The organism is Streptomyces sp. NPDC060064 (assembly GCF_042736455.1).
Lineage (GTDB): Bacteria > Actinomycetota > Actinomycetes > Streptomycetales > Streptomycetaceae > Streptomyces.
Genome location: NZ_JBHWWF010000011.1, coordinates 1 through 20411 on the forward strand (window position 1 = coordinate 1; position 20411 = coordinate 20411).

20 protein-coding genes are annotated in these 20411 nt (G+C 67.2%); 10 read left to right on the forward strand and 10 right to left on the reverse strand.

The features are described from left to right. Positions 1-117: 117 nt before the first annotated feature. The 4 genes from ACFWDI_RS15045 to ACFWDI_RS15060 form a co-directional block, all read right to left on the reverse strand. Positions 118-696, reverse strand: a complete 579-nt coding sequence (locus ACFWDI_RS15045; RefSeq protein WP_385304104.1) for a hypothetical protein — start codon at positions 694-696, stop codon at positions 118-120. Positions 697-746: 50 nt separating this feature from the next. After that, a complete protein-coding gene (locus tag ACFWDI_RS15050; protein ID WP_385304106.1) occupies positions 747-2015 on the reverse strand; it encodes an MFS transporter in 1269 nt (422 codons plus the stop codon). Positions 2016-2092: 77 nt separating this feature from the next. Then, a complete protein-coding gene (locus tag ACFWDI_RS15055; protein WP_385304108.1) occupies positions 2093-3175 on the reverse strand; it encodes an inositol-3-phosphate synthase in 1083 nt (360 codons plus the stop codon). 59 nt (positions 3176-3234) lie between these two features. Beyond that, positions 3235-3951 (reverse strand): helix-turn-helix transcriptional regulator, encoded by a 717-nt coding sequence (locus ACFWDI_RS15060; RefSeq protein ID WP_385304111.1) that lies wholly within the window; start codon positions 3949-3951, stop codon positions 3235-3237. Between the two features lie 359 nt (positions 3952-4310). Here ACFWDI_RS15060 and ACFWDI_RS15065 point away from each other — a divergent pair, with 359 nt between their 5' ends. Together ACFWDI_RS15065 and ACFWDI_RS15070 are read left to right on the forward strand one after the other, a co-directional pair. Further along, positions 4311-7004 (forward strand): transglycosylase domain-containing protein, encoded by a 2694-nt coding sequence (locus tag ACFWDI_RS15065; protein ID WP_385304113.1) that lies wholly within the window; start codon positions 4311-4313, stop codon positions 7002-7004. A gap of 119 nt (positions 7005-7123) precedes the next feature. After that, a complete protein-coding gene (locus ACFWDI_RS15070) occupies positions 7124-8665 on the forward strand; it encodes a glycosyltransferase family 87 protein (protein WP_385304116.1) in 1542 nt (513 codons plus the stop codon). A 31-nt stretch (positions 8666-8696) separates the two neighbouring features. Here ACFWDI_RS15070 and ACFWDI_RS15075 read toward each other — a convergent pair whose 3' ends face one another. The 3 genes from ACFWDI_RS15075 to ACFWDI_RS15085 all read right to left on the reverse strand — a co-directional run bounded on the left by ACFWDI_RS15075 (position 8697) and on the right by ACFWDI_RS15085 (position 11428). Further along, on the reverse strand, positions 8697-9728 hold the full coding sequence (locus ACFWDI_RS15075; protein ID WP_327324754.1) for an alanine racemase: 1032 nt from the start codon (positions 9726-9728) through the stop codon (positions 8697-8699). 121 nt (positions 9729-9849) lie between these two features. Next, positions 9850-10968 carry a peptidoglycan bridge formation glycyltransferase FemA/FemB family protein gene (locus ACFWDI_RS15080; protein WP_327324753.1) on the reverse strand — a complete coding sequence of 373 codons (1119 nt, stop codon included), beginning with the start codon at positions 10966-10968 and terminating at the stop codon, positions 9850-9852. Positions 10969-11113: 145 nt separating this feature from the next. After that, on the reverse strand, positions 11114-11428 hold the full coding sequence (locus ACFWDI_RS15085; RefSeq protein WP_385304120.1) for a hypothetical protein: 315 nt from the start codon (positions 11426-11428) through the stop codon (positions 11114-11116). Positions 11429-11688: 260 nt separating this feature from the next. Here ACFWDI_RS15085 and rpsF point away from each other — a divergent pair, with 260 nt between their 5' ends. The 4 genes from rpsF to rplI all read left to right on the forward strand — a co-directional run bounded on the left by rpsF (position 11689) and on the right by rplI (position 13389). Then, positions 11689-11979, forward strand: a complete 291-nt coding sequence (gene rpsF / locus ACFWDI_RS15090) for a 30S ribosomal protein S6 (RefSeq protein WP_004950685.1) — start codon at positions 11689-11691, stop codon at positions 11977-11979. Positions 11980-12053: 74 nt separating this feature from the next. Next, positions 12054-12644, forward strand: coding sequence for a single-stranded DNA-binding protein (locus tag ACFWDI_RS15095; protein ID WP_362677311.1), 591 nt, complete (start codon positions 12054-12056; stop codon positions 12642-12644). Positions 12645-12687: 43 nt separating this feature from the next. After that, entirely contained in the window at positions 12688-12924 is a 237-nt protein-coding gene (rpsR, locus tag ACFWDI_RS15100) for a 30S ribosomal protein S18 (protein WP_003956534.1), read from the forward strand. Between the two features lie 18 nt (positions 12925-12942). Further along, positions 12943-13389: a 50S ribosomal protein L9 gene (gene rplI, locus ACFWDI_RS15105; RefSeq protein WP_326651115.1), complete on the forward strand. Its 447-nt coding sequence runs from the start codon at positions 12943-12945 to the stop codon at positions 13387-13389. Positions 13390-13534: 145 nt separating this feature from the next. On the opposite strand, the gene ACFWDI_RS15110 is transcribed toward rplI, so the two are convergent. Then, positions 13535-14872, reverse strand: coding sequence for an MATE family efflux transporter (locus tag ACFWDI_RS15110; RefSeq protein ID WP_385304123.1), 1338 nt, complete (start codon positions 14870-14872; stop codon positions 13535-13537). Between the two features lie 442 nt (positions 14873-15314). On the opposite strand from ACFWDI_RS15110, the gene dnaB reads away from it, so the two are divergent. Continuing rightward, positions 15315-16778: a replicative DNA helicase gene (gene dnaB / locus ACFWDI_RS15115; protein ID WP_385304415.1), complete on the forward strand. Its 1464-nt coding sequence runs from the start codon at positions 15315-15317 to the stop codon at positions 16776-16778. 108 nt (positions 16779-16886) lie between these two features. Here the strand turns inward: dnaB and ACFWDI_RS15120 are convergent, their stop codons facing one another. Next, positions 16887-17642 (reverse strand): helix-turn-helix domain-containing protein, encoded by a 756-nt coding sequence (locus ACFWDI_RS15120; protein WP_385304125.1) that lies wholly within the window; start codon positions 17640-17642, stop codon positions 16887-16889. Positions 17643-17864: 222 nt separating this feature from the next. Here ACFWDI_RS15120 and ACFWDI_RS15125 point away from each other — a divergent pair, with 222 nt between their 5' ends. Genes ACFWDI_RS15125 through ACFWDI_RS15135 form a run of 3 tightly spaced genes read left to right on the forward strand, consistent with a single transcriptional unit; the run spans position 17865 to position 20299 of the window. After that, a complete protein-coding gene (locus ACFWDI_RS15125; RefSeq protein ID WP_385304126.1) occupies positions 17865-18536 on the forward strand; it encodes a DUF4097 family beta strand repeat-containing protein in 672 nt (223 codons plus the stop codon). 15 nt (positions 18537-18551) lie between these two features. Continuing rightward, positions 18552-19511 (forward strand): ATP-binding cassette domain-containing protein, encoded by a 960-nt coding sequence (locus ACFWDI_RS15130; RefSeq protein ID WP_385304128.1) that lies wholly within the window; start codon positions 18552-18554, stop codon positions 19509-19511. Then, positions 19508-20299: an ABC transporter permease gene (locus ACFWDI_RS15135; protein WP_385304130.1), complete on the forward strand. Its 792-nt coding sequence runs from the start codon at positions 19508-19510 to the stop codon at positions 20297-20299. The genes ACFWDI_RS15130 and ACFWDI_RS15135 overlap by 4 nt, the downstream gene beginning before the upstream one ends. Here the strand turns inward: ACFWDI_RS15135 and ACFWDI_RS15140 are convergent. Beyond that, the gene (locus tag ACFWDI_RS15140) at positions 20280-20402 is read right to left on the reverse strand and encodes a hypothetical protein (protein ID WP_385304131.1); all 123 of its coding nucleotides are present in this window, start codon (positions 20400-20402) and stop codon (positions 20280-20282) included. The genes ACFWDI_RS15135 and ACFWDI_RS15140 overlap by 20 nt on opposite strands. Positions 20403-20411 lie beyond the last annotated feature (9 nt).

Below are 20411 nucleotides of genomic sequence, written 5' to 3' on the forward strand. Positions count from 1 at the left end.
CCCCGCGGGGGGGGGCGGCGGGGGTTCTCGCGCCCCTTTTACACTTTTAAAACTGGCCCCCGCTTCGATACGCCGAGGGCGGTGTTTCACGTGAAACACCGCCCTCGGCGTATGTGGCTACTTCTTGATCTCGTTCAGGCAGAGCACGAATTGCTTACCCGAGCTGCGCCTTCCCCCACGCGTCTGCTCGACATAGCTGACATCGGACTTGACCTCGGACTTGCAGCGGCTGTCGTCCGTCGTGTTGGGGAGCACCTCAATGACCTTGTAGGCAGCCTTGGAGTCGCCACAGTCCACGACCTCGAGATCGGCGTTGGCCGTGGATCCGCTGTTCTTCATGCAGTCGCCGACTTCCGCCTTGTCGGCGTCGTCCTGGCTCATGAAGTAGACAATCGCGAAGACGATCAGGGCTATGACGGCCACGATGATCTTCAGGATGGTCTTGGCGCCGAGGCCGCCGCCACGGGACGAGGGCGCCGGCGGCGGGGTGCCCCACTGCTGTTGCTGCGGCGGGTACGGCTGCCCCTGCTGCTGCGGGTGGCCGTACCCCGGCTGAGGCTGCTGCGGGTAGGGCTGCTGCTGTTGCTGCTGCGGATATCCGTAGCCGGGCTGCGGCGGGTACGGCTGCTGAGGCTGCTGTGCGTACGGGTCAGGGTGTCCGTACGCGCCCGGGCCCTGCTGCGGCGGATAAGTCATGCGGGAAGTCCCCCGTAAACGTTTGCGATCCTTCATTTGACGCGGGCACGCTATAGCACTGTGCCAACACGGCTCCAACGGGCCATGGTTACGGCGACAACCGCGTAGATGAGCGCGACCACGACGACCAGGGGCACCGACCGGCCGTCAGGAGGCAGCATCAGCACGGTGACTCCCGCAGCGCCCACGAAGGCGACGTTGAAGAGCACGTCGTAGAGGGAGAAGATCCTGCCGCGATAGGCGTCGTCCACCGATGTCTGCACCACGGTGTCCGTCGAGATCTTTGCGCCTTGGGTGATGAGCCCCAGGACGAACGCGGCGACCAGCATCGGTACAGGCGCGAACGGCAGCCCCAGCGCCGGTTCGAGAAGGGCAGCCGCCCCCGCGCACCACACCATCCATCCGTACTGCCCAACCCGGCCCACCGCCCATGGAGTCAGCGCGGCCGCCGCGAAGAAACCCGCGCCCGAGAGGCCGATGGCGAGCCCAAGCAGGGCCAGTCCGTCCGACTCCGTGTCGGACCAGGCGTACCGGCAGAGCATCAGCACCATCACCGTCAGCGCGCCGTAGCAGAAGCGCATGAGCGTCATCGCGGCCAGCACACGGGCTGCCCTACGACGCTCGGAGAGATGTCGCAGTCCGGCCGCGAGCCCATGCGCCGTTGACGCCAGCGCGGCAGTCAGCCGCGGCTGCACCAACTCCTGCTCGGGGCCGAGCAGTTCACGTGCCATCCGGAGCGAGGCCAGTGCCGAGCAGAGATAGAGGGCGGCGCCGAGCAGCACCACCGCGGCATCGGAGTCCGCGGACATCAGCCGTACCGCCAAGGCGAGTCCCCCACCCGCGGTCGCGGCGAGGGTGCCGGCCGTCGGCGAGAGGGAGTTCGCCATGACGAGCCGGTCGATGTCGACCACACGGGGCAGCGCGGCCGAAAGGCCGGCCAGCACAAAGCGGTTGACCGCTGTGACGGACAGGGCCGAGGCGTAGAAGAGCCAGTCGGGTACGGAGGCCAGGATCAGCAGTGCGGTGACGCCGGCGAGAAGGGCCCTCAGCAGATTCCCGTACAGGAGGACCTGACGGCGCTGCCAGCGGTCCAGCAGGACGCCCGCGAAGGGGCCGATCAGGGAGTACGGCAGGAGCAGCACGGCCATGGCGGAGGCGATTGCGGCCGGGGAGGTCTGCCTCTCCGGGGAGAAGACCACGTATGTGGCGAGCGCTACCTGATAGACGCCGTCGGCCGACTGGGAGAGCAGCCGGACCGCCAGCAGCCGGCGGAAGTCGGTCAAGCGCAGGAGTACGCGCAGATCACGTACGACAGGCATGCGAGCAAGCGTCACATACGCGGAGGGTCCCCGGGTGGATTACCCGGGGACCCTCCGCGACTCAGCAGGACGAACGCTTAGCGCTCAACCTCACCCTTGATGAACTTCTCGACGTTCTCGCGAGCCTCGTCGTCGAAGTACTGGACCGGCGGGGACTTCATGAAGTACGAGGAGGCGGAGAGGATCGGGCCGCCGATGCCGCGGTCCTGGGCGATCTTCGCGGCGCGAACGGCGTCGATGATGATGCCCGCGGAGTTCGGGGAGTCCCAGACCTCGAGCTTGTACTCGAGGTTCAGCGGCACCTCGCCGAAGGCACGGCCCTCGAGGCGGACGTAGGCCCACTTGCGGTCGTCCAGCCAGGCCACGTAGTCCGACGGACCGATGTGGACGTTGTCCTCGCCCAGCTCGCGGTCGCGGATCTGGGAGGTGACGGCCTGCGTCTTGGAGATCTTCTTGGACTCCAGGCGATCACGCTCGAGCATGTTCTTGAAGTCCATGTTGCCGCCGACGTTCAGCTGCATCGTGCGGTCCAGGACGACGCCCCGGTCCTCGAAGAGCTTCGCCATGACGCGGTGCGTGATGGTGGCACCGACCTGCGACTTGATGTCGTCACCGACGATCGGCACGCCGGCCTCGGTGAACTTGTCCGCCCACTCCTTGGTGCCGGCGATGAAGACCGGGAGAGCGTTGACGAACGCGACCTTGGCGTCGATGGCGCACTGCGCGTAGTACTTCGCAGCGTCCTCGGAACCGACGGGCAGGTAGCAGACCAGGACGTCGACCTGCTTGTCCTTGAGGGTCTGGACGATGTCGACCGGAGCCTCGGCCGACTCCTCGATGGTCTGGCGGTAGTACTTGCCCAGGCCGTCGTACGTGTGGCCACGCTGCACGGTGACGCCCGAGTTCGGCACGTCGCAGATCTTGATGGTGTTGTTCTCGCTGGCGCCGATGGCGTCCGCCAGGTCGAGTCCGACCTTCTTGGCATCCACGTCGAAGGCGGCCACGAACTCGACGTCAGAGACGTGGTAGTCGCCGAACTGGACGTGCATCAGACCCGGCACCTTGCCGGCCGGGTCGGCGTCCTTGTAGAACTCGACGCCCTGCACCAGCGAGGCGGCGCAGTTTCCCACGCCGACGATGGCTACGCGAACCGAACCCATTCCGGTTGCTCCCTGTGTGATCTCGGTATTCCGGATGAAACCCTGCGGATCGCAGAGCCTCACTTGGCGGTGTCGTCGGACGGATCCGGCGGGGTGGAGGGTCCTGGGGACATGCCCCCGGACGACTCGGCACCCCTGTGCCGGGGCAGGCCGCCCGTCGCTCCAGGTGTGTTGTCCTGCTGAGCTGAGCTCTCGGGTGAGGGCTGTCGCTGATCCCGCCCCGCTCGCTCGCTCTCGATGAGCTCGTTCAGCCAGCGCACTTCGCGCTCCACGGACTCCATTCCGTGGCGCTGCAGCTCAAGCGTGTAGTCGTCGAGGCGCTCGCGGGTACGAGCCAGGGAGGCGCCCATCTTCTCCAGACGCTCCTCCAGCCGGCTGCGACGGCCCTCGAGTACCCGCATCCGCACCTCGCGCTCCGTCTGCCCGAAGAAGGCGAAGCGAGCCGCGAAGTGCTCGTCCTCCCAGGTGTCCGGACCGGTGTGCGAAAGCAGTTCCTCGAAGTGCTCCTTACCTTCCGCCGTCAACCGATAGACGATCTTGGCGCGGCGCCCTGCGAGTGATGCGGCGAGGGCGTCCTCAGGAGCGCTGCCCGGCTCTTCGATCAACCAGCCGTTGGCGACCAGCGTCTTGAGGCAGGGGTAGAGGGTCCCGTAACTGAAGGCCCGGAAGATCCCCAGCGAGGTATTGAGCCGTTTCCGCAGCTCATAGCCGTGCATCGGGGCCTCACGGAGAAGACCGAGCACGGCGAACTCGAGGATGCCGGAGCGCCTGCTCATCGTCGCCTCCCTCGCCGTGTCGGTCTCTTATGCCGTGCTGATGTATCGACTCGATACATCAGCACGATAGAACGAGGTTTCTGCTGCGACAAGAGGGGCCATGGTGAACGGCGTCACATCGTCAATTCATAGGGGGCGATTTGCCTGATTTGGGGTGAACTTCGGCGCTAGGTGGGTTTTGACCGTGCGTAGTCTGTGCGGCATGCAGCCCACCGGGAACCATGTGACGCCTGAGAGCGTCCTTGACGTGGATGCACAGCGGATGAGCTCTTTGCGGGGCTGGTCCGTATCCATTTCGGGGGGACCGGAACTCAACTGCCGCTTCCAGGCGTCTCGCCTGCCCGAGGAGTAGTCGTTCGATGAGCGAGCACCGTCGCAAACCGCCGCAGCAGCCGGGTGGCGGACGGGCCGGGGCCAGGCGCGCCGCCCAGCCGCCAGCCGGCCGCCGCGCAGCCCCGAGCCGGGGCACCACGTCAGGCTCCCCTTCCGCCTCGTACGGCGAGGAGCGTCCGTACAGCGGCCGCGCCGAAGCCCGCCGTGCCGCCCAACGCAGCGGCGGTGGTCGCAGACGAGCGGAGGAAGGCGCGGGCGCCGGTCACGGAGGTCGCGGTGGCGGCCGACGTGGCGGCGGCGGTGGCGGGGGCCATGACGGTCCCGGCCGCGGTCGCGGGGGGCGTCCGTCCAAGAAGCGGATCATCGACTACCCGCGCCACAACAAGTACGGATGGCGGCGGTGGGTGCCGTCGTGGAAGCTCGTCACCGGGCTGTGCCTGGGCTTCGTCGGCAGTCTGATGGCCGCGGCGACCATCGCGTACGCGATGGTGCAGGTTCCGGACCAGGACAAGGCTGCCAAGGCGCAGAACAACGTCTACTACTGGGCGGACGACACCCCGATGGCCTCCACCGGCGGTGAGATCAACCGGCAGATCATCCCGATCTCGCAGATCCCCGAGGACATGCAGAACGCCGTGATCTCGGCGGAGAACAAGACGTTCAAGGACGACTCGGGCATCGACCCGATGGGTATCGCCCGAGCCCTGGTGAACATGGCCAAGGGCGGGCAGACCCAGGGTGGTTCCACCATCACCCAGCAGTATGTGAAGAACGCACGGCTCGGCGACCAGTCGCAGACCCTGAGCCGTAAGTTCAAGGAGCTCTTCATCTCCATAAAGGTCGGCACCGAATTGGGCAAGCCGGAGATCATGGAGGGCTATCTGAACACCTCGTACTACGGACGCGGTGCCTACGGCATTCAGGCCGCCGCCCGCACGTACTACGGGAAGGACGCGTCGAACCTGAACGCGGGCGAGTGCGCGTTCCTCGCCTCGCTCCTCAAGGGCGCCACCTACTACGACCCGGCCGGCGCCGTGGACATCGACCCTGCGGCGACGCCCCAGGCCAACACGGTCCGCGCCACCAAGCGCTGGAACTGGATCCTCGACGAGATGGTCAAGGACGGCCACCTTCCTGCCGCCGAGCGGGCCAGGTTCAAAGATCTCCCGATGCCCGTTGCGATCAAGAAGGACGCCCAGCTGAGTGGGCAGGTCGGCTACCTGGTGGACCTTGCCAAGTCCAACTTCCTCAACAACAACGACCAGGGCATCGACGCCGACAAACTCGCGAACGGCGGCTATGAGATTCACACGACCTTCCAGAAGGACAAGGTCGACAAGCTGAAGGCCGCGGTCAAGAAGGTCCAGGACGCCAACATCAAGCCCAAGAAGCGCCCGGACACGGACACCTTCGTGCAGTTCGGCGGCGCCTCGGTCAACCCGAAGACCGGCGAGATCGCCGCCGTCTACGGCGGCGACGATGCGACCAAGCACTTCACCAACAACGCCAACGAGACCGGTGCCCAGGTCGGATCGACCTTCAAGCCGTTCGTCCTGGCGGCCGCGATGGAAACCGGTGTGCGTGACCCCCTCAAGGCCGAGGACCAGGGGCTGGATGATCGCAAGCTCGTCGATCCCGACAAGAGCGTCTACAACGGCAAGAACAAGCTCAAGATCAAGAAGTACGACGGTTCCGTCTGGACGAACGAGAAGGGAGAGGAGTGGCTGCAGACCAACGACGGCGGCGAGTCGTACAAGAACATCACCTTGCGTGAAGCCATGGTCCACTCCGCCAACTCGCCCTTCGTGCAGCTGGGCATGGACATCGGCATCCCGGAGGTCAGGAAGTCGGCGGTGAAGGCCGGCCTGCTCGAGTCCTCCTTGTCCAAGTCGAACGTTCCGTCCTTCTCGATCGGTATTTCCTCCCCCAGCGCCATCCGCATGGCCGGCGCCTACGCGACGTTCGCGGCCAACGGCAAGCAGCGCGACCCGTTCTCCGTCAAAAAGGTCGAGCATGAGGGCAGGACGGTCTACGAGCACGAGGACAGGACCAAGCAGGCCTTCACCACGGCCGTCGCGAGCAATGTGACCGACGTGCTCAGGTCTGTCGTCGACGAGCCCGAGGGCACCGGCAAGAACGCCCGGCTCCCCGGCCGGCAGGTCGCCGGCAAGACCGGTACGACCGACGGCAACAAGTCGGCCTGGTTCGTCGGCTACACGCCGCAGCTGTCGACCGCCATCGACATGTACCGGCTCGACGACAACGAGAAGAGCAAGAAGCGCGAGTTCCTGGAGATGTACGGCACTGGTGGCCAGGACAAGATCCACGGAGCGTCGTTCCCCTCCGAGATCTGGCAGACGTACATGAAGGCAGCGCTCAAGAACACGAACCCCGAGAGCTTCCCCGAGCCCGAGCCCATCGGTGAGGCCGTCTGGGGTGGCGGCGCGTCCAGCCCGGCACCGACGCCGTCCGGCACGCCGTCCAGCACCCCGTCCTCGACCCCGTCGGCTACGCCATCGGGTACGCCGTCCACCAGCCCCAGCCCGAGCCAGTCGTGCGATCCGTGGCAGGACTGGACCTGCGGCACTCCGGGTGGCAATGGCAATGGCGGAGGCAACGGTGCACCCAGCGGCTCCCCGTCGACCAGTCCGACGGGGACACCGACAGGAGTCAACGGCGGCAACGGCAACGGAGGCATCTTCGGAAGGCCGGCCGGCTAGCGGCCGCCGATTCCCCACGGCAACGCCGCGAGGGCCGCCGCCCGGTACGCACAGCAGCTGTGCGCTCCGGTGCGGCGGCCCTCGCCGTCTCCCCGACCCCGTACGGCAGGATGTGCAGCATGCCCAGCGCAGAAGAGACGAGCGTGTACCAGGACCGGCGGGACCGGCGAGACCGGCCGGAGCAGCCGGATGTACGGCCCACGCGGCGGGACTCCGTCGCCGCGTCCGGCAGCGAGCTGATCGGCGGTCCGGCCGGCCGCTGGGCCTGGCGCGGAGGCAACGGCTGGCTCACTCCCGTACGTGTCATCGCACTCGTGGCGATCGGGATGTTTGCGCTCGGCATGGTGCAGAAGATGCCGTGTTACAACTGGGCCTGGTTCAGGGGCGCCAGCTCCCAGTACACACATGCCTGCTATTCGGATATCCCACACCTGTACCTGGGCCGCGGCTTCTCCGAAGGTCTCATTCCGTACTTCGACCGGTTGCCCGGCGACATGGAGTACCTGGAGTACCCCGTCCTGACGGGGCTGTTCATGCAGGTCGCGTCGTGGCTCGACGTGGCCGGCGGCTCCATGCAGAACCAGGAGCAGATGTACTGGATGGTCAATGCGGGCCTGCTGATGATCTGCACCGCGGTCATCGCCGTCTGTGTCACCCGCACACATCGCCACCGCCCCTGGGATGCGCTGCTGGTGGCCCTGGCGCCCGCCTTCGCGCTCACGGCGACCATCAACTGGGATCTGCTGGCAGTGGCGCTCACGGCCGCAGCGATGCTGATGTGGTCACGCGGCCGGGCGCTGGCCTTCGGCATCCTCATCGGGCTCGCGACCGCCGCCAAGCTCTATCCCGTGCTGCTGCTCGGTCCGCTGCTCCTGTTGTGCTGGCGGGCGGGCAAATGGCGAGAGTTCGCCACTGCGGCGCTCGGCGCGGCAGCCGCCTGGCTGGCGGTGAACCTGCCCGTGATGCTGCTGGCGCCGGAGGGGTGGAAGAAGTTCTACACCTTCAGCCAGGAGCGGCAGGTCGACTTCGGTTCGTTCTGGCTGATCATCACGCAGCGTACGGGCGAGCCGCTCGAAGTCGAGTCGGTGAACACCTACGCGACGCTTCTGATGATCCTGGCGTGCGCGGGCATCGGCGCGCTGACGCTCAGCGCGCCGCGGCGGCCCCGTTTCGCACAGCTCGTCTTCCTGGTCGTCGCTGCGTTCATCATCACCAACAAGGTCTATTCACCGCAGTACGTACTGTGGCTGATTCCGCTCGCCGCGCTGGCCAGGCCGCGCTGGCGGGACTTTCTGATCTGGCAGTCCTGTGAGGTCATGTACTTCCTGGGGATCTGGATGTACCTCGCGTACACGACCAGCCCCAAGCACAAGGGCCTGCCGCCCGAGGGCTACCAGGTCGCGATCGCCCTGCACCTGCTGGGGACGCTGTACCTGTGCGCGGTGGTCGTGCGGGACATCCTCAAGCCGGAGCGGGACGGCGTACGGATGGACGGATCGGACGACCCGTCGGGCGGTGTTCTCGACGGGGCCGACGACGTCTTCGTACTGGGGCATGCGGCCCATCCTCCACGGCATGCGGCGCAGGCAGTGGAGGGTCCGCGGGTGCAGTGGGGGAAGTCGTCCCACGAGTCCGGTACGGAACCCCAGCCGTCGGTTTAGGGCTTGGGGCAGGGGACCGGGCCAGAGGGGCTCAGCGGTCGACGAGGCGGTCGAACTGCGTCGTCGTGTGGCGCAGATGAGCCACCAGTTCGTCGCCGACCTTCGGCTCCTGCGCGTCCGACGGTACGAACAGGATCGAGACCTGCATGTGCGGCGGCTCGGCGAACCAGCGCTGCTTGCCCGCCCAGACGAACGGCGAGAGGTTGCGGTTGACCGTCGCCAGGCCCGCGCGCGCGACACCCTTGGCGCGCGGCATCACACCGTGCAGAGCCTTCGGTGCCTCCAGGCCGACGCCGTGGGACGTACCGCCGGCGACGACGACCAGCCATCCGTCGGATGCGGTCTTCTGCTGGCGGTAGCCGAAGCGGTCGCCCTTGGCGACGCGGGTGACGTCGAGGACAGCGCCGCGGTACTCCGTGGCGTCGTGGTCGCCGAGCCACAGCCGCGTGCCGATGCGGGCGCGGAATCGGGTCTGTGGGAACTGCTGCTGAAGACGGCCCAGTTCCTCGGCGCGCAGATGGCTGACAAACATGGTGTGCAGCGGCAGCCGGGCCGCGCGCAGCCGGTCCATCCAGCCGATGACCTCCTCGACCGCGTCGGAGCCGTCCGTGCGGTCGAGGGGGAGGTGGAGCGCGAAGCCTTCGAGGCGTACATCCTCGATCGCGGCGTGCAGCAGGCCGAGCTCCTGCTCACTCACGCCGTGGCGCTTCATGGAGCTCATGCACTCGATGACGACCCGGGCTCCCACCAGGGCGTGCACACCGTCGACGGACGAGACGGAGCGGATGACCCGGTCAGGCAGCGGGACCGGCTCCTCGCCCCGCCGGAAGGGCGTGAGGACGAGGAGATCGCCGCTGAACCAGTCCTTGATCCGGGCCGCCTCGTAGGTGGTGCCGACGGCCAGCATGTCCGAGCCGAAGCGGGAGGCCTCGTCCGCGAGTCGCTCATGACCGAAGCCGTAACCGTTGCCCTTGCAGACCGGCACAAGGCCGGGGAACTGGTCGATAACGGACTTCTGGTGCGCCCGCCAGCGCGCGGTGTCGACGTAGAGGGAGAGCGCCATGGCCGGCCCGGAACCTTTCTGGTGGCTGCGGTGTATCAGAGATATGTACGAGATCTACGAGACTACGGCGTGGTGCACGGCAACGTCAGTGGTGTCGGTCGCGCCGTCGCCGGTAGCGACTTCAGCGGCGCGACATGTAGATGTCGAGCGCCTTGTGGAGCAGCTTGTTGAGCGGGAAGTCCCACTCGCCGACGTACTCGACGGCCTCGCCGCCGGTGCCGACCTTGAACTGGATCAGGCCGAAGAGGTGGTCGGTCTCGTCGAGGGAGTCGCTGATGCCGCGCAGGTCGTAGACGGTCGCGCCCATCGCGTATGCGTCCCGCAGCATCCGCCACTGCATCGCGTTCGAGGGCCGGACCTCGCGCTTGTGGTTGGCGGAGGCGCCGTAGGAGTACCAGACGTGGCCGCCGACGATCAGCATCGTCGCGGCCGCGACGTTCTCGCCCTCGTGGCGGGCGAAGTACAGCCGCATCCGGTTGGGGTCCTCGCCGTTCAGGACGGACCACATCTGCTGGAAGTACGACAGCGGGCGGGGCCTGAAATGGTCGCGCTCTGCGGTGACTTCGTAGAGCCGCTGCCACTCGGCGAGGTCGTCGTAGCCGCCCTGGACGACCTCGACGCCGGCCTTCTCGGCCTTCTTGATGTTGCGCCGCCACAGCTGGTTGAAGCCCTTGAGGACATCGTCCAGCGAGCGATTGGCGAGCGGTACCTGGAAGACATAGCGGGGCTGTACGTCACCGAAGCCGGCGCCGCCGTCCTCGCCCTGCTGCCAGCCCATCTTGCGCAGCCGGTCGGAGACCTCGAAGGCGCGCGGTTCGATGTGGGTGGCCTCGACGTCACGCAGCCGCTTGACGTCCGGGTCCTGGATACCGGACTTGATGGCGGCCGCGTCCCAGCGGCGAATGACCACCGGCGGGCCCATCTTCACGGAGAAGGCGCCCTGCTGCTTGAGATGGGCGAGCATCGGCTGCAGCCAGTCGTCCAGGTTCGGCGCGTACCAGTTGATCACCGGGCCCTCGGGCAGGTACGCGAGATAACGCTTGATCTTGGGCAGCTGGCGGTACAACACCAGCCCGGCACCGACCAGTTCACCGCTCTTGTCGAACCAGCCAAGGTTCTCCGAGCGCCATTCGGTCTTCACATCAGCCCACGCCGGGACCTGGCAGTGACTTGCCGCGGGCAGGCTCTGGATGTAAGCCAGATGCTGCTCTCGGCTGATGGTCCTCAGGGTCAGGGTCATGCGGGGCGCTCCTCGGCAGGTGTGTCCCCATGGGTACAGGGGCTCCGGCTCTCGCGCCGAAGCCTACTGCGCTGGGGGAGCGCCCCGGATGGCTGTAGGGAAGGAGCGTCCTTGTGACCCCCGTCCCCTCCTGTTCTGCTCTGCCCTAGCTGATGATGCCGCCGAAGAGCCCGCCGTGTGCCATGCCGAGGTAGAAGCCGACCGCGGAAGCGCCGAGACCCATGATCAGCACGAAACGTTCGCGGGTCGTCGCCGAGATGAACTGCCCGTACGCGCCCGTGATGATTCCCACCAGCCCGGCCCACGAGCTGAGCAGATGGAGGTTGTAGAACATCGCCGAGACGAAGGCGACAGCGCCGAGCGCCAGCGTCACCGCCATCAGGGTGTCCTGAAGGGGATGGGGCTTGCCGTCGGTGGCGAAGAGGGAGACTGAGGACTGACGTCGCATTGCCTGTGCCATGAGGCACCTCCTGGCGTTGCCGGAAGGCGGCGCATCGTAGCGCCGCGCACACCCGATGTGTACAGATTGCGTCTCCTGGCCACCGGATTTCAACCGGAAGCCTGTCTGCAGGTACTCTGTACGATCTGCACCGGTGTCTGCCCAGGCCAGAACGCGATCCTCCCGGATTGTCAGTGGCGGCCGATACCGTTGCTTACGCATCACGACCCTCCTGCCACGGAACGACCGTGGCCGCTGAGTCCAAAGGAGGTGGGTTCCACATGCGTCACTACGAGGTGATGGTCATCCTCGACCCCGATCTCGAGGAGCGCGCTGTCTCCCCGCTGATCGAGAACTTCCTCTCCGTCGTCCGTGAGGGCAACGGAAAGGTTGAGAAGGTCGACACCTGGGGCCGTCGTCGTCTCGCTTACGAGATCAAGAAGAAGCCCGAGGGCATCTACTCGGTCATCGACCTGCAGGCCGAGCCTGCGGTCGTCAAGGAGCTCGACCGCCAGATGAACCTGAACGAGTCGGTCCTCCGGACCAAGGTCCTCCGTCCCGAGACCCACTGAGCACCTAGCTCAGAGGTCATCGGGTTCGAGTAGCAGTAAGCAGCCAGAAGCAATCCCCGCCGAGAGGTTCACCCATGGCAGGCGAGACCGTCATCACGGTCGTCGGCAATCTCGTCGACGACCCCGAGCTGCGCTTCACCCCCTCCGGTGCGGCGGTCGCGAAGTTCCGTGTCGCGTCCACTCCCCGCATTTTCGACAAGCAGACCAATGAGTGGAAGGACGGCGAAGGCCTGTTCCTCACCTGCTCGGTCTGGCGTCAGGCGGCGGAGAACGTCGCGGAGTCGCTTACGCGAGGCATGCGCGTCGTCGTGCAGGGCCGGCTGAAGCAGCGGTCCTACGAAGACCGCGAGGGCGTCAAGCGCACGGTCTACGAGCTGGACGTCGAGGAAGTCGGCCCCAGCCTGAAGAACGCCACGGCCAAGGTCACCAAGACCACCGGTCGCGGTGGCCAGGGTGGCTATGGCGGCGGTCAGCAGCAGGGCGGCGGCAACTGGGGCGGCGGTCCCGGTGGTGGTCAGCAGCAGGGCGGCGGCGGTGCACCCGCGGACGACCCCTGGGCCACCAGTGCGCCGGCCGGCGGCGGCCAGCAGCAGGGCGGTGGGGGCAGCTGGGGCGGAAGCTCCGGCGGTTCCGGCGGCGGCTACTCGGACGAGCCTCCCTTCTAAGGGCAGCTCGTACCCCACTTCTTGATCACACAGGAGATACACCATGGCGAAGCCGCCTGTGCGCAAGCCGAAGAAGAAGGTCTGCGCATTCTGCAAGGACAAGACCGTGTACGTGGACTACAAGGACACGAACATGCTGCGGAAGTTCATTTCCGACCGCGGCAAGATCCGTGCCCGCCGCGTCACCGGCAACTGCACGCAGCACCAGCGTGACGTCGCCACGGCCGTGAAGAACAGCCGTGAGATGGCGCTGCTGCCCTACACGTCCACCGCGCGATAAGGGAAGGGTGACCGACCAATGAAGATCATCCTCACCCACGAGGTCTCTGGCCTCGGTGCCGCCGGCGATGTCGTTGACGTCAAGGACGGATACGCTCGCAACTACCTGGTCCCGCGTGGTTTCGCGATCCGCTGGACCAAGGGTGGCGAGAAGGACGTGGCGCAGATCCGCCGCGCCCGCAAGATCCACGAGATCGCGACCATCGAGCAGGCCAATGAGATCAAGGCCCGGCTCGAGGCCGTAAAGGTGCGTCTGGCTGTTCGCTCCGGCGACGCCGGCCGCCTCTTCGGCTCCGTCACCCCGGCCGACATCGCCTCGGCGATCAAGGCTGCCGGTGGTCCGGACGTCGACAAGCGTCGCGTTGAGCTCGGTTCGCCGATCAAGACCCTGGGCTCGCACCAGGTGTCTGTGCGTCTGCACCCCGAGGTTGCCGCGAAGCTCGGCGTCGAGGTCGTCGCCGCGTAACGCTGCGCTCTGCAGTGCACGCGCTGCAGAGCACGTGAGGGCCGCACCCCCTGGGGGTGCGGCCCTCTTGCTGTTCGTCCCAGTCGTCCGTTTGTCGTCCGTTTCACGTGAAACATCGACCGTGGAACCCCGGACAGGCGGTCTTTCAGCGCGTCGCACCGGTGACGATCCAGCGGCCGGAGCGCATTCTCAGCCAGAGCGTCAGCATGCGCACGGTCATCATCAGCGTCATGGCCCACCACAAGGCGGTCAGTCCGCCACCGAAGGTGGGGATGAGCAGGGCGACCGGTGCGAAGACCGCCAGCGTCACCAGCATCGCCCCGGCCAGGTAAGAGCCGTCACCCGCTCCCATCAGTACGCCGTCGAGGACAAAGACCACGCCCGCGATCGGCTGAGAGACGGCGACCACCAGCAATGCCGGGAGCAGGGTGCTGTGCACCGCCTGGTCGGTGGTGAACAGAGGGAGCAGGAGCGGTCGGGAGGCCACGATCACGATGCCGAGAACCACGCCGGAGGCGATGCCCCACTGCACCATGCGGCGGCAGGCCTGCCGGGCGCCCTCGGCGTCGTCGGCTCCCAGATAACGGCCGATGATCGCCTGCCCGGCGATGGCAATCGCGTCGAGTGCGAAGGCCATCAGGCTCCACAGGGCGAGGACGATCTGATGGGCGGCGATCTCGGTGTCACCGAGGCGGGCCGCGACGGCAGTGGCGATCATCAGGACTGCGCGCAGCGAGAGTGTACGGATCAAGAGGGGGACACCCGCCTGAGCACTGGCCCGTATCCCGGCGGCGTCGGGGTGCAGGGAGGCACCGTGCCGACGCGCTCCCCGTACGACCACGACCAGATAGGCGGCGGCCATCGCGCACTGGGCGATAACGGTGCCCCAGGCGGAGCCGGCGATGCCGAAACCGGCGCCGTAGACAAGGGCGACGTTGAGTGCCGCGTTGGCGGTGAAGCCACCGATGGCCACGTACAGGGGGGTCCTGGTGTCCTGCAGCCCGCGCAGTACGCCGGTGGCGGCCAGCACGATCAGCATTGCGGGGATGCCGAGGCTGGAGATCCGCAGATATGTGGTGGCGTACGGGGCGGCGGTGTCGGAGGCGCCGAAGAGCTGGACGAGCCAGGGGGCGGTGGGCAGGGTGACGGCGATGACGGCGACACCGAGCAGTAGGGCGAGCCAGATGCCGTCCATGCCCTGCCGGATGGCGGCCGCGAGATCGCCTGCGCCTACGCGGCGTGCGACGGCGGCCGTGGTGGCGTAGGCGAGGAAGACGAAGATGCTGACGGCGGTCATCAGAAGGGCCGAGGCGACCGCCAGTCCGGCAAGTTGCGGCGTGCCGAGGTGGCCGACGATGGCGCTGTCCACCATCACGAAGAGAGGCTCGGCGACGAGGGCGCCGAAGGCGGGGACGGCGAGCGTGATGATCTCTCGGTCGTGCCGTTGCCGACGCGCCTTGGGTGCTGCGGGAGCCGCTGTCATGGCATCAATCTAATCTTCCACAGGTAAGAGATGCAATTGCCTTGCAGTCCTTACCAATCCTCTCGGTGCGCCTTCGGCTGTGTGCCGTTTGTTCTGATCTTGGTCCAGTCGGGAAAGTTTTTCTCCCCCACAGCCGGTGGACGGAAAAGAGCCAGGTCAGAGTATGTGTGGCGGGGTGACTATGAATTTGTCCACAGTGCTGTCCCCCGGTCCGTGCACAGGTTCCGCAGGGTTCTCCACAGCATCTGGTCCGTCGTCCACATGGCCTGTGGATAACCAGATTGGCTGACGGTGCCGACGGGCCTACCGTGGACCGTCGCCCGACGCGCCGGAAGCGGAGTCTGGCCGTTCGTTTTGTCAGTGTCGTGCCGTAGAAAGAGTGGCACGGCGAGGTCCGCGGAGCGGACGGGAGGAGGTGGCCCGGGTGAGCATTTCCGAGCCCTTGGACGACCCATGGGCCGCAGACGGTCCCAGTGATCGTCTGCCCGTCTCCCGCCAGCGTCGCGGCGAAGGCCGCGGTGGTCGAGAGGACCAGCACGAGCGCGGCAGGGACAGCGGCGGCTGGGACGGAAGCTCCCCCGGCTTCGAGCGTGTGCCTCCCCAGGACCTGGACGCCGAGCAGTCCGTCCTCGGCGGCATGCTGCTCTCCAAGGACGCCATCGCCGACGTCGTAGAGATCATCAAAGGCCACGACTTCTACCGGCCCGCCCACGAGACGGTCTACACGGCGATCCTCGACCTCTATGCCAAGGGCGAGCCGGCCGACCCCATCACCGTCGCCGCCGAGCTGGTCAAGCGAGGCGAGATCACCCGGGTCGGCGGAGCGCCGTACCTCCACACGCTGGTCCAGTCGGTGCCGACCGCGGCCAACGCCTCGTACTACGCGGAAATCGTCCATGAGCGCGCTGTACTGCGCAGACTCGTGGAGGCCGGCACCAAGATCACGCAGATGGGATACGCGGCCGACGGCGACGTCGACGAGATCGTCAACTCCGCCCAGGCCGAGATCTACGCCGTCACCGAGCAGCGCACCAGCGAGGACTACCTGCCGCTCGGCGACATCATGGAAGGCGCGCTCGACGAGATCGAGGCGATCGGCTCGCGCAGCGGCGAGATGACGGGTGTACCGACCGGGTTCACCGACTTCGACTCACTGACCAACGGTCTGCACCCCGGCCAGATGATCGTCATCGCGGCCCGGCCCGCCATGGGTAAGTCGACGCTGGCGCTGGACTTCGCCCGGGCCTGTTCGATCAAGAACAACCTGCCCAGCGTGATTTTCTCTCTCGAAATGGGGCGCAATGAGATCGCGATGCGCCTGCTGTCCGCAGAGGCGCGGGTGGCGCTGCATCACATGCGCTCCGGGACAATGACGGACGAGGACTGGACCCGGCTGGCGCGCCGCATGCCGGATGTCTCCCAGGCCCCGCTGTATATCGACGACTCCCCGAACCTCTCCATGATGGAGATCCGCGCGAAGTGCCGACGGCTGAAGCAGCGCAACGGTCTGAAGCTGGTCGTCATCGACTATCTGCAGCTGATGCAGTCCGGTGGCTCGAAGCGCGCCGAGAGCCGTCAGCAGGAGGTCTCGGACATGTCCCGAAACCTCAAGCTGCTGGCCAAGGAGCTCGAGCTACCGGTGATCGCGTTGTCCCAGCTGAACCGTGGCCCCGAGCAGCGTACGGACAAGAAACCGATGGTCTCCGACCTGCGTGAATCGGGCTCCATCGAGCAGGACGCGGACATGGTCATCCTGTTGCACCGCGAAGATGCGTACGAGAAGGAGTCGCCGCGCGCGGGCGAGGCGGACCTGATCGTGGCCAAGCACCGTAACGGTCCGACGGCCACGATCACGGTCGCCTTCCAGGGGCACTACTCGCGCTTTGTGGACATGGCGCAGACCTGATCGTCGACCCCCGCATGAACGAGGCCCCCTGGCGGGCGCGCGATGGGGTCGGCACAGGTTGAAGGATCCGGCGCGGGCACCACTGGCTGTGACCGTCAAGACGGCTGTCTATCCGCGTTCTGAACTTGGCGTGGCAGTGCCGCCCGAGGTCGTTTCGGCTTTCGTGTAGAGGACCTCGCGGGCCTGCTCCGCGGCGCGGATGATGCTCTCGCCGACGAAGTCGACGAAGCGGGCGATGTTCTCGAGGCGGGCGGCGGCCGGGGTGTCGGGGCCGAGGATGCTGACGCCCTGCCGTGCGGTCTCGGAGAGCTGGGCATGAGATCGGGCGCTGGCGATCATCCCCTGGTACCAGACGTCGTTGTCGACGACGTAGCGCTCGCGGCGGCGTTCGTCCCGTTCCCGGCGGATGAGGCCCTGGCTTTCGAGGAGCGTGATCGCTTTGGAGATGGACGCCGGGCTGACCTGGAGGTGCTGCACGAGTTCGGACGCGGTGAGGCTTCCCGCGTCGGTGGTGTAGAGGGATACCAGCACCCGGGACGTCATCTTGGGCAGGCCCGATTGCATGAGGAGGGCGGTGAACATCTCCTCGTACTCGCGCACGGCCTCGGCATCGCGTCCGTGGGCCTGCGGAGGCGCCTCCGACCCCCGGGGCGCGGCCTGCCTGCGCCGGTGGGTGCGGCGTTCGGTGGCGCGGTGGGCCAGGTCGGCGCGGTAGGCGGTGGGGCCGCCGTTGCGCATCACTTCGCGCGTGATCGTCGAGGTGGGGCGGTCGAGGCGTCTGGCGATTTCCGCGTAGGCGAGGCCGTCGGCCAGTCCCAGCGCGATCTGCTGGCGTTCCTGCTGGGTGAGTCTGCCTCCCGGCATCGCGGTCTCCTTCGTGGTCCTTAGTGTCTCCAGTATAGCGTTCACTCCTCAGTCATTGCAACGGTCTGGGCGACTGTTGTTGCATTAGAACCAAAGCCATTGCAACGTTTTCTTGGCCTTCACCTGCGCTGATGGCGATTATGCGCAACGACTGTGTTGCCAGATTTTTGAATGCAACGTAGCGTTTCCAAAGTCAGAAACAACGGATCGAAGGAGAGCACGATGCAGAAGTTCGACACCCCCGCCCCGGTCTCCGCCGTCCTCGACATCCCCGCGGGACGCATCCGGTTCATCGCCGCCGACCGGGCCGACACCACGGTCGAGGTTCTGCCCGCGGACGCCTCGAAGGGCCGCGACGTGAAGGCGGCGGAGCAGATCACGGTCGAATACGGCGACGGCGTCCTGCGGATCGAGGCCTCACCGGCGAAGAACCGGATCCTCGGCGCTTCCGGATCCGTCGAGGTGACCATCCAGCTGCCCGCCGGCTCCCGCATCGAGGCGAAGGCGGCCAGCGCCGAGTTCCGGGGCGTCGGACGGCTCGGCGACGTCGCCTTCGAGGGCGCGCAGGGCTCGGTCAAGCTCGACGAGGCCGCGAGCGCCCGCCTCAGCCTCCTCGCCGGCGACGTCTCGGTCGGCCGCCTGGGCGGCCCCGCGGAGATCAGCACCCAGAAGGGCGACATCCACATCGCCGAGGCCGTGCGCGGCACGGTCGTGCTGCGCACCGAGTCCGGCGAGGTGTCGGTCGGCGCCGCCCGCGGAGTCTCCGCCTCACTGGACGCCGGCACCACCTACGGCCGGATCCACAACGCGCTCAAGAACACCGACGGCGCCGCCGCCGGCCTGAACATCCACGCGACCACCGCCTACGGCGACATCACCGCCCGCAGCCTCTAAAAAGGAGCAACCAACATGACCAACTTGGCCATCGCGGCGAACGGGCTGCGCAAGTCCTACGGCGACAAGGTCGTTCTCGACGGCGTCGACCTGGCCGTCCCCGAAGGAACGATCTTCTCCCTGCTCGGCCCGAACGGCGCCGGCAAGACCACCGCCGTGAAGATCCTCTCCACCCTCATCTCCGCCGACCCAGGCACCGGCGGCATCCACATCGGCGGCCAGGACCTGGCCGCCGACCCCCAGGCGGTGCGCGCCGCGATTGGCGTCACCGGCCAGTTCTCCGCCGTCGACGGCCTGATCACCGGCGAGGAGAACATGCTCCTCATGGGCGACCTGCACCACCTGTCCAAGCGCGAGGGCCGCCGCACCGCCGCTGAGCTGCTGGAGCGCTTCGACCTCACCGACGCCGCGAAGAAGCCCGCCTCCACCTACTCAGGCGGCATGAAGCGCCGCCTCGACCTCGCCATGACCCTGGTCGGCAACCCGCGGATCATCTTCCTCGACGAGCCGACCACCGGCCTCGACCCGCGCAGCCGTCACAACATGTGGCAGATCATCCGCGAGCTCGTCTCCGACGGCGCGACCGTCTTCCTCACCACCCAGTACCTGGAGGAGGCCGACGAGCTCGCCGACCGTATCGCCGTGCTCAACGACGGGAAGATCGCCGCCGAGGGCACCGCCGAGGAGCTGAAGCGGCTCATCCCGGGCGGGCACGTGCGGCTGCGGTTCGACGACCCGGCCGCGTACCAGTCCGCCGCCGTCGCGCTGCGCGAGGTGACCCGGGACGACGAGGCGCTGTCGCTGCAGATCCCCAGCGACGGCAGCCAGCGCGAGCTGCGCTCCATCCTCGACTGGCTGGACTCGGCCGGCATCGAGGCGGACGAGCTGACCGTGCACACCCCCGACCTCGACGACGTGTTCTTCGCACTGACCGGCGCCGCCGTCCCCAACCAGCCCAAGGAGACCATCCGATGAGCTCCCTCTCCCTCGCCGTGCGCGACTCGTCCACGATGCTGCGCCGCAACCTCCTGCACGCGCGGCGCTACCCGTCCCTCACCCTGAACCTGCTGCTCACCCCGATCATGTTGCTGCTGCTCTTCGTCTACATCTTCGGCGACGTGATGAGCGCGGGTATCGGCGGCGGCGGCGCGGACCGCTCCGAGTACATCGCCTATATCGTCCCGGGCATCCTGCTGATGACCATCGGCGGGACGACGGTCGGGACCGCGGTGTCCGTCTCCAACGACATGACCGAGGGCATCATCGCCCGCTTCCGCACGATGGCGATCCACCGCGGTTCGGTGCTCGTCGGGCACGTCGTCGGCAGCGTGCTGCAGTCGATCATGAGCGTCGTCCTCGTGGGCGCCGTCGCCGTGGCCATCGGTTTCCGATCCACGGACGCCACGGTCCTGGAGTGGCTGGCGGCGTTCGGGCTGCTCGCGCTCTTCGCCATGGCGCTCACCTGGGTCGCGGTCGGCATGGGCCTGATCAGCCCGAACGCCGAGGCCGCCAGCAACAACGCGATGCCGATGATCCTGCTGCCGCTCTTCTCCAGCGCCTTCATCCCGGTCGACACGATGCCGGGCTGGTTCCAGCCGATCGCCGAGTACCAGCCGTTCACGCCCGCCATCGAAACCCTGCGGGGCCTGCTGCTCGGCAGCGAGATCGGCCACAACGGATGGCTCGCCATCGCCTGGTGCCTGGGTCTCGCGGTGCTCGGCTACTTCTGGTCGACCTCGAAGTTCAACCGCGACCCGAAGTAACCGCCATGACAGCGCGGGCCGCCTCCCGCAACTCGTCCCGCCCCAGGGCGGCGTACTCCGACACCGCGTCGGCGTAGGCCGCCCCGTCGGCGCTCTCGGCCATCCGGCCTGG

Bases quoted from the DNA above. Each gene is read 5' to 3' on its own strand.
- ACFWDI_RS15045 (WP_385304104.1), bottom strand. From the start codon at position 696: ATGACTTATCCGCCGCAGCAGGGCCCGGGCGCGTACGGACACCCTGAC.
- ACFWDI_RS15050 (WP_385304106.1), bottom strand. From the start codon at position 2,015: ATGCCTGTCGTACGTGATCTGCGCGTACTCCTGCGCTTGACCGACTTC.
- ACFWDI_RS15055 (WP_385304108.1), bottom strand. From the start codon at position 3,175: ATGGGTTCGGTTCGCGTAGCCATCGTCGGCGTGGGAAACTGCGCCGCC.
- ACFWDI_RS15060 (WP_385304111.1), bottom strand. From the start codon at position 3,951: ATGAGCAGGCGCTCCGGCATCCTCGAGTTCGCCGTGCTCGGTCTTCTC.
- ACFWDI_RS15065 (WP_385304113.1), top strand. From the start codon at position 4,311: ATGAGCGAGCACCGTCGCAAACCGCCGCAGCAGCCGGGTGGCGGACGG.
- ACFWDI_RS15070 (WP_385304116.1), top strand. From the start codon at position 7,124: ATGCCCAGCGCAGAAGAGACGAGCGTGTACCAGGACCGGCGGGACCGG.
- ACFWDI_RS15075 (WP_327324754.1), bottom strand. From the start codon at position 9,728: ATGGCGCTCTCCCTCTACGTCGACACCGCGCGCTGGCGGGCGCACCAG.
- ACFWDI_RS15080 (WP_327324753.1), bottom strand. From the start codon at position 10,968: ATGACCCTGACCCTGAGGACCATCAGCCGAGAGCAGCATCTGGCTTAC.
- ACFWDI_RS15085 (WP_385304120.1), bottom strand. From the start codon at position 11,428: ATGGCACAGGCAATGCGACGTCAGTCCTCAGTCTCCCTCTTCGCCACC.
- rpsF (WP_004950685.1), top strand. From the start codon at position 11,689: ATGCGTCACTACGAGGTGATGGTCATCCTCGACCCCGATCTCGAGGAG.
- ACFWDI_RS15095 (WP_362677311.1), top strand. From the start codon at position 12,054: ATGGCAGGCGAGACCGTCATCACGGTCGTCGGCAATCTCGTCGACGAC.
- rpsR (WP_003956534.1), top strand. From the start codon at position 12,688: ATGGCGAAGCCGCCTGTGCGCAAGCCGAAGAAGAAGGTCTGCGCATTC.
- rplI (WP_326651115.1), top strand. From the start codon at position 12,943: ATGAAGATCATCCTCACCCACGAGGTCTCTGGCCTCGGTGCCGCCGGC.
- ACFWDI_RS15110 (WP_385304123.1), bottom strand. From the start codon at position 14,872: ATGACAGCGGCTCCCGCAGCACCCAAGGCGCGTCGGCAACGGCACGAC.
- ACFWDI_RS15120 (WP_385304125.1), bottom strand. From the start codon at position 17,642: ATGCCGGGAGGCAGACTCACCCAGCAGGAACGCCAGCAGATCGCGCTG.
- ACFWDI_RS15125 (WP_385304126.1), top strand. From the start codon at position 17,865: ATGCAGAAGTTCGACACCCCCGCCCCGGTCTCCGCCGTCCTCGACATC.
- ACFWDI_RS15130 (WP_385304128.1), top strand. From the start codon at position 18,552: ATGACCAACTTGGCCATCGCGGCGAACGGGCTGCGCAAGTCCTACGGC.
- ACFWDI_RS15135 (WP_385304130.1), top strand. From the start codon at position 19,508: ATGAGCTCCCTCTCCCTCGCCGTGCGCGACTCGTCCACGATGCTGCGC.
- ACFWDI_RS15140 (WP_385304131.1), bottom strand. From the start codon at position 20,402: ATGGCCGAGAGCGCCGACGGGGCGGCCTACGCCGACGCGGTGTCGGAG.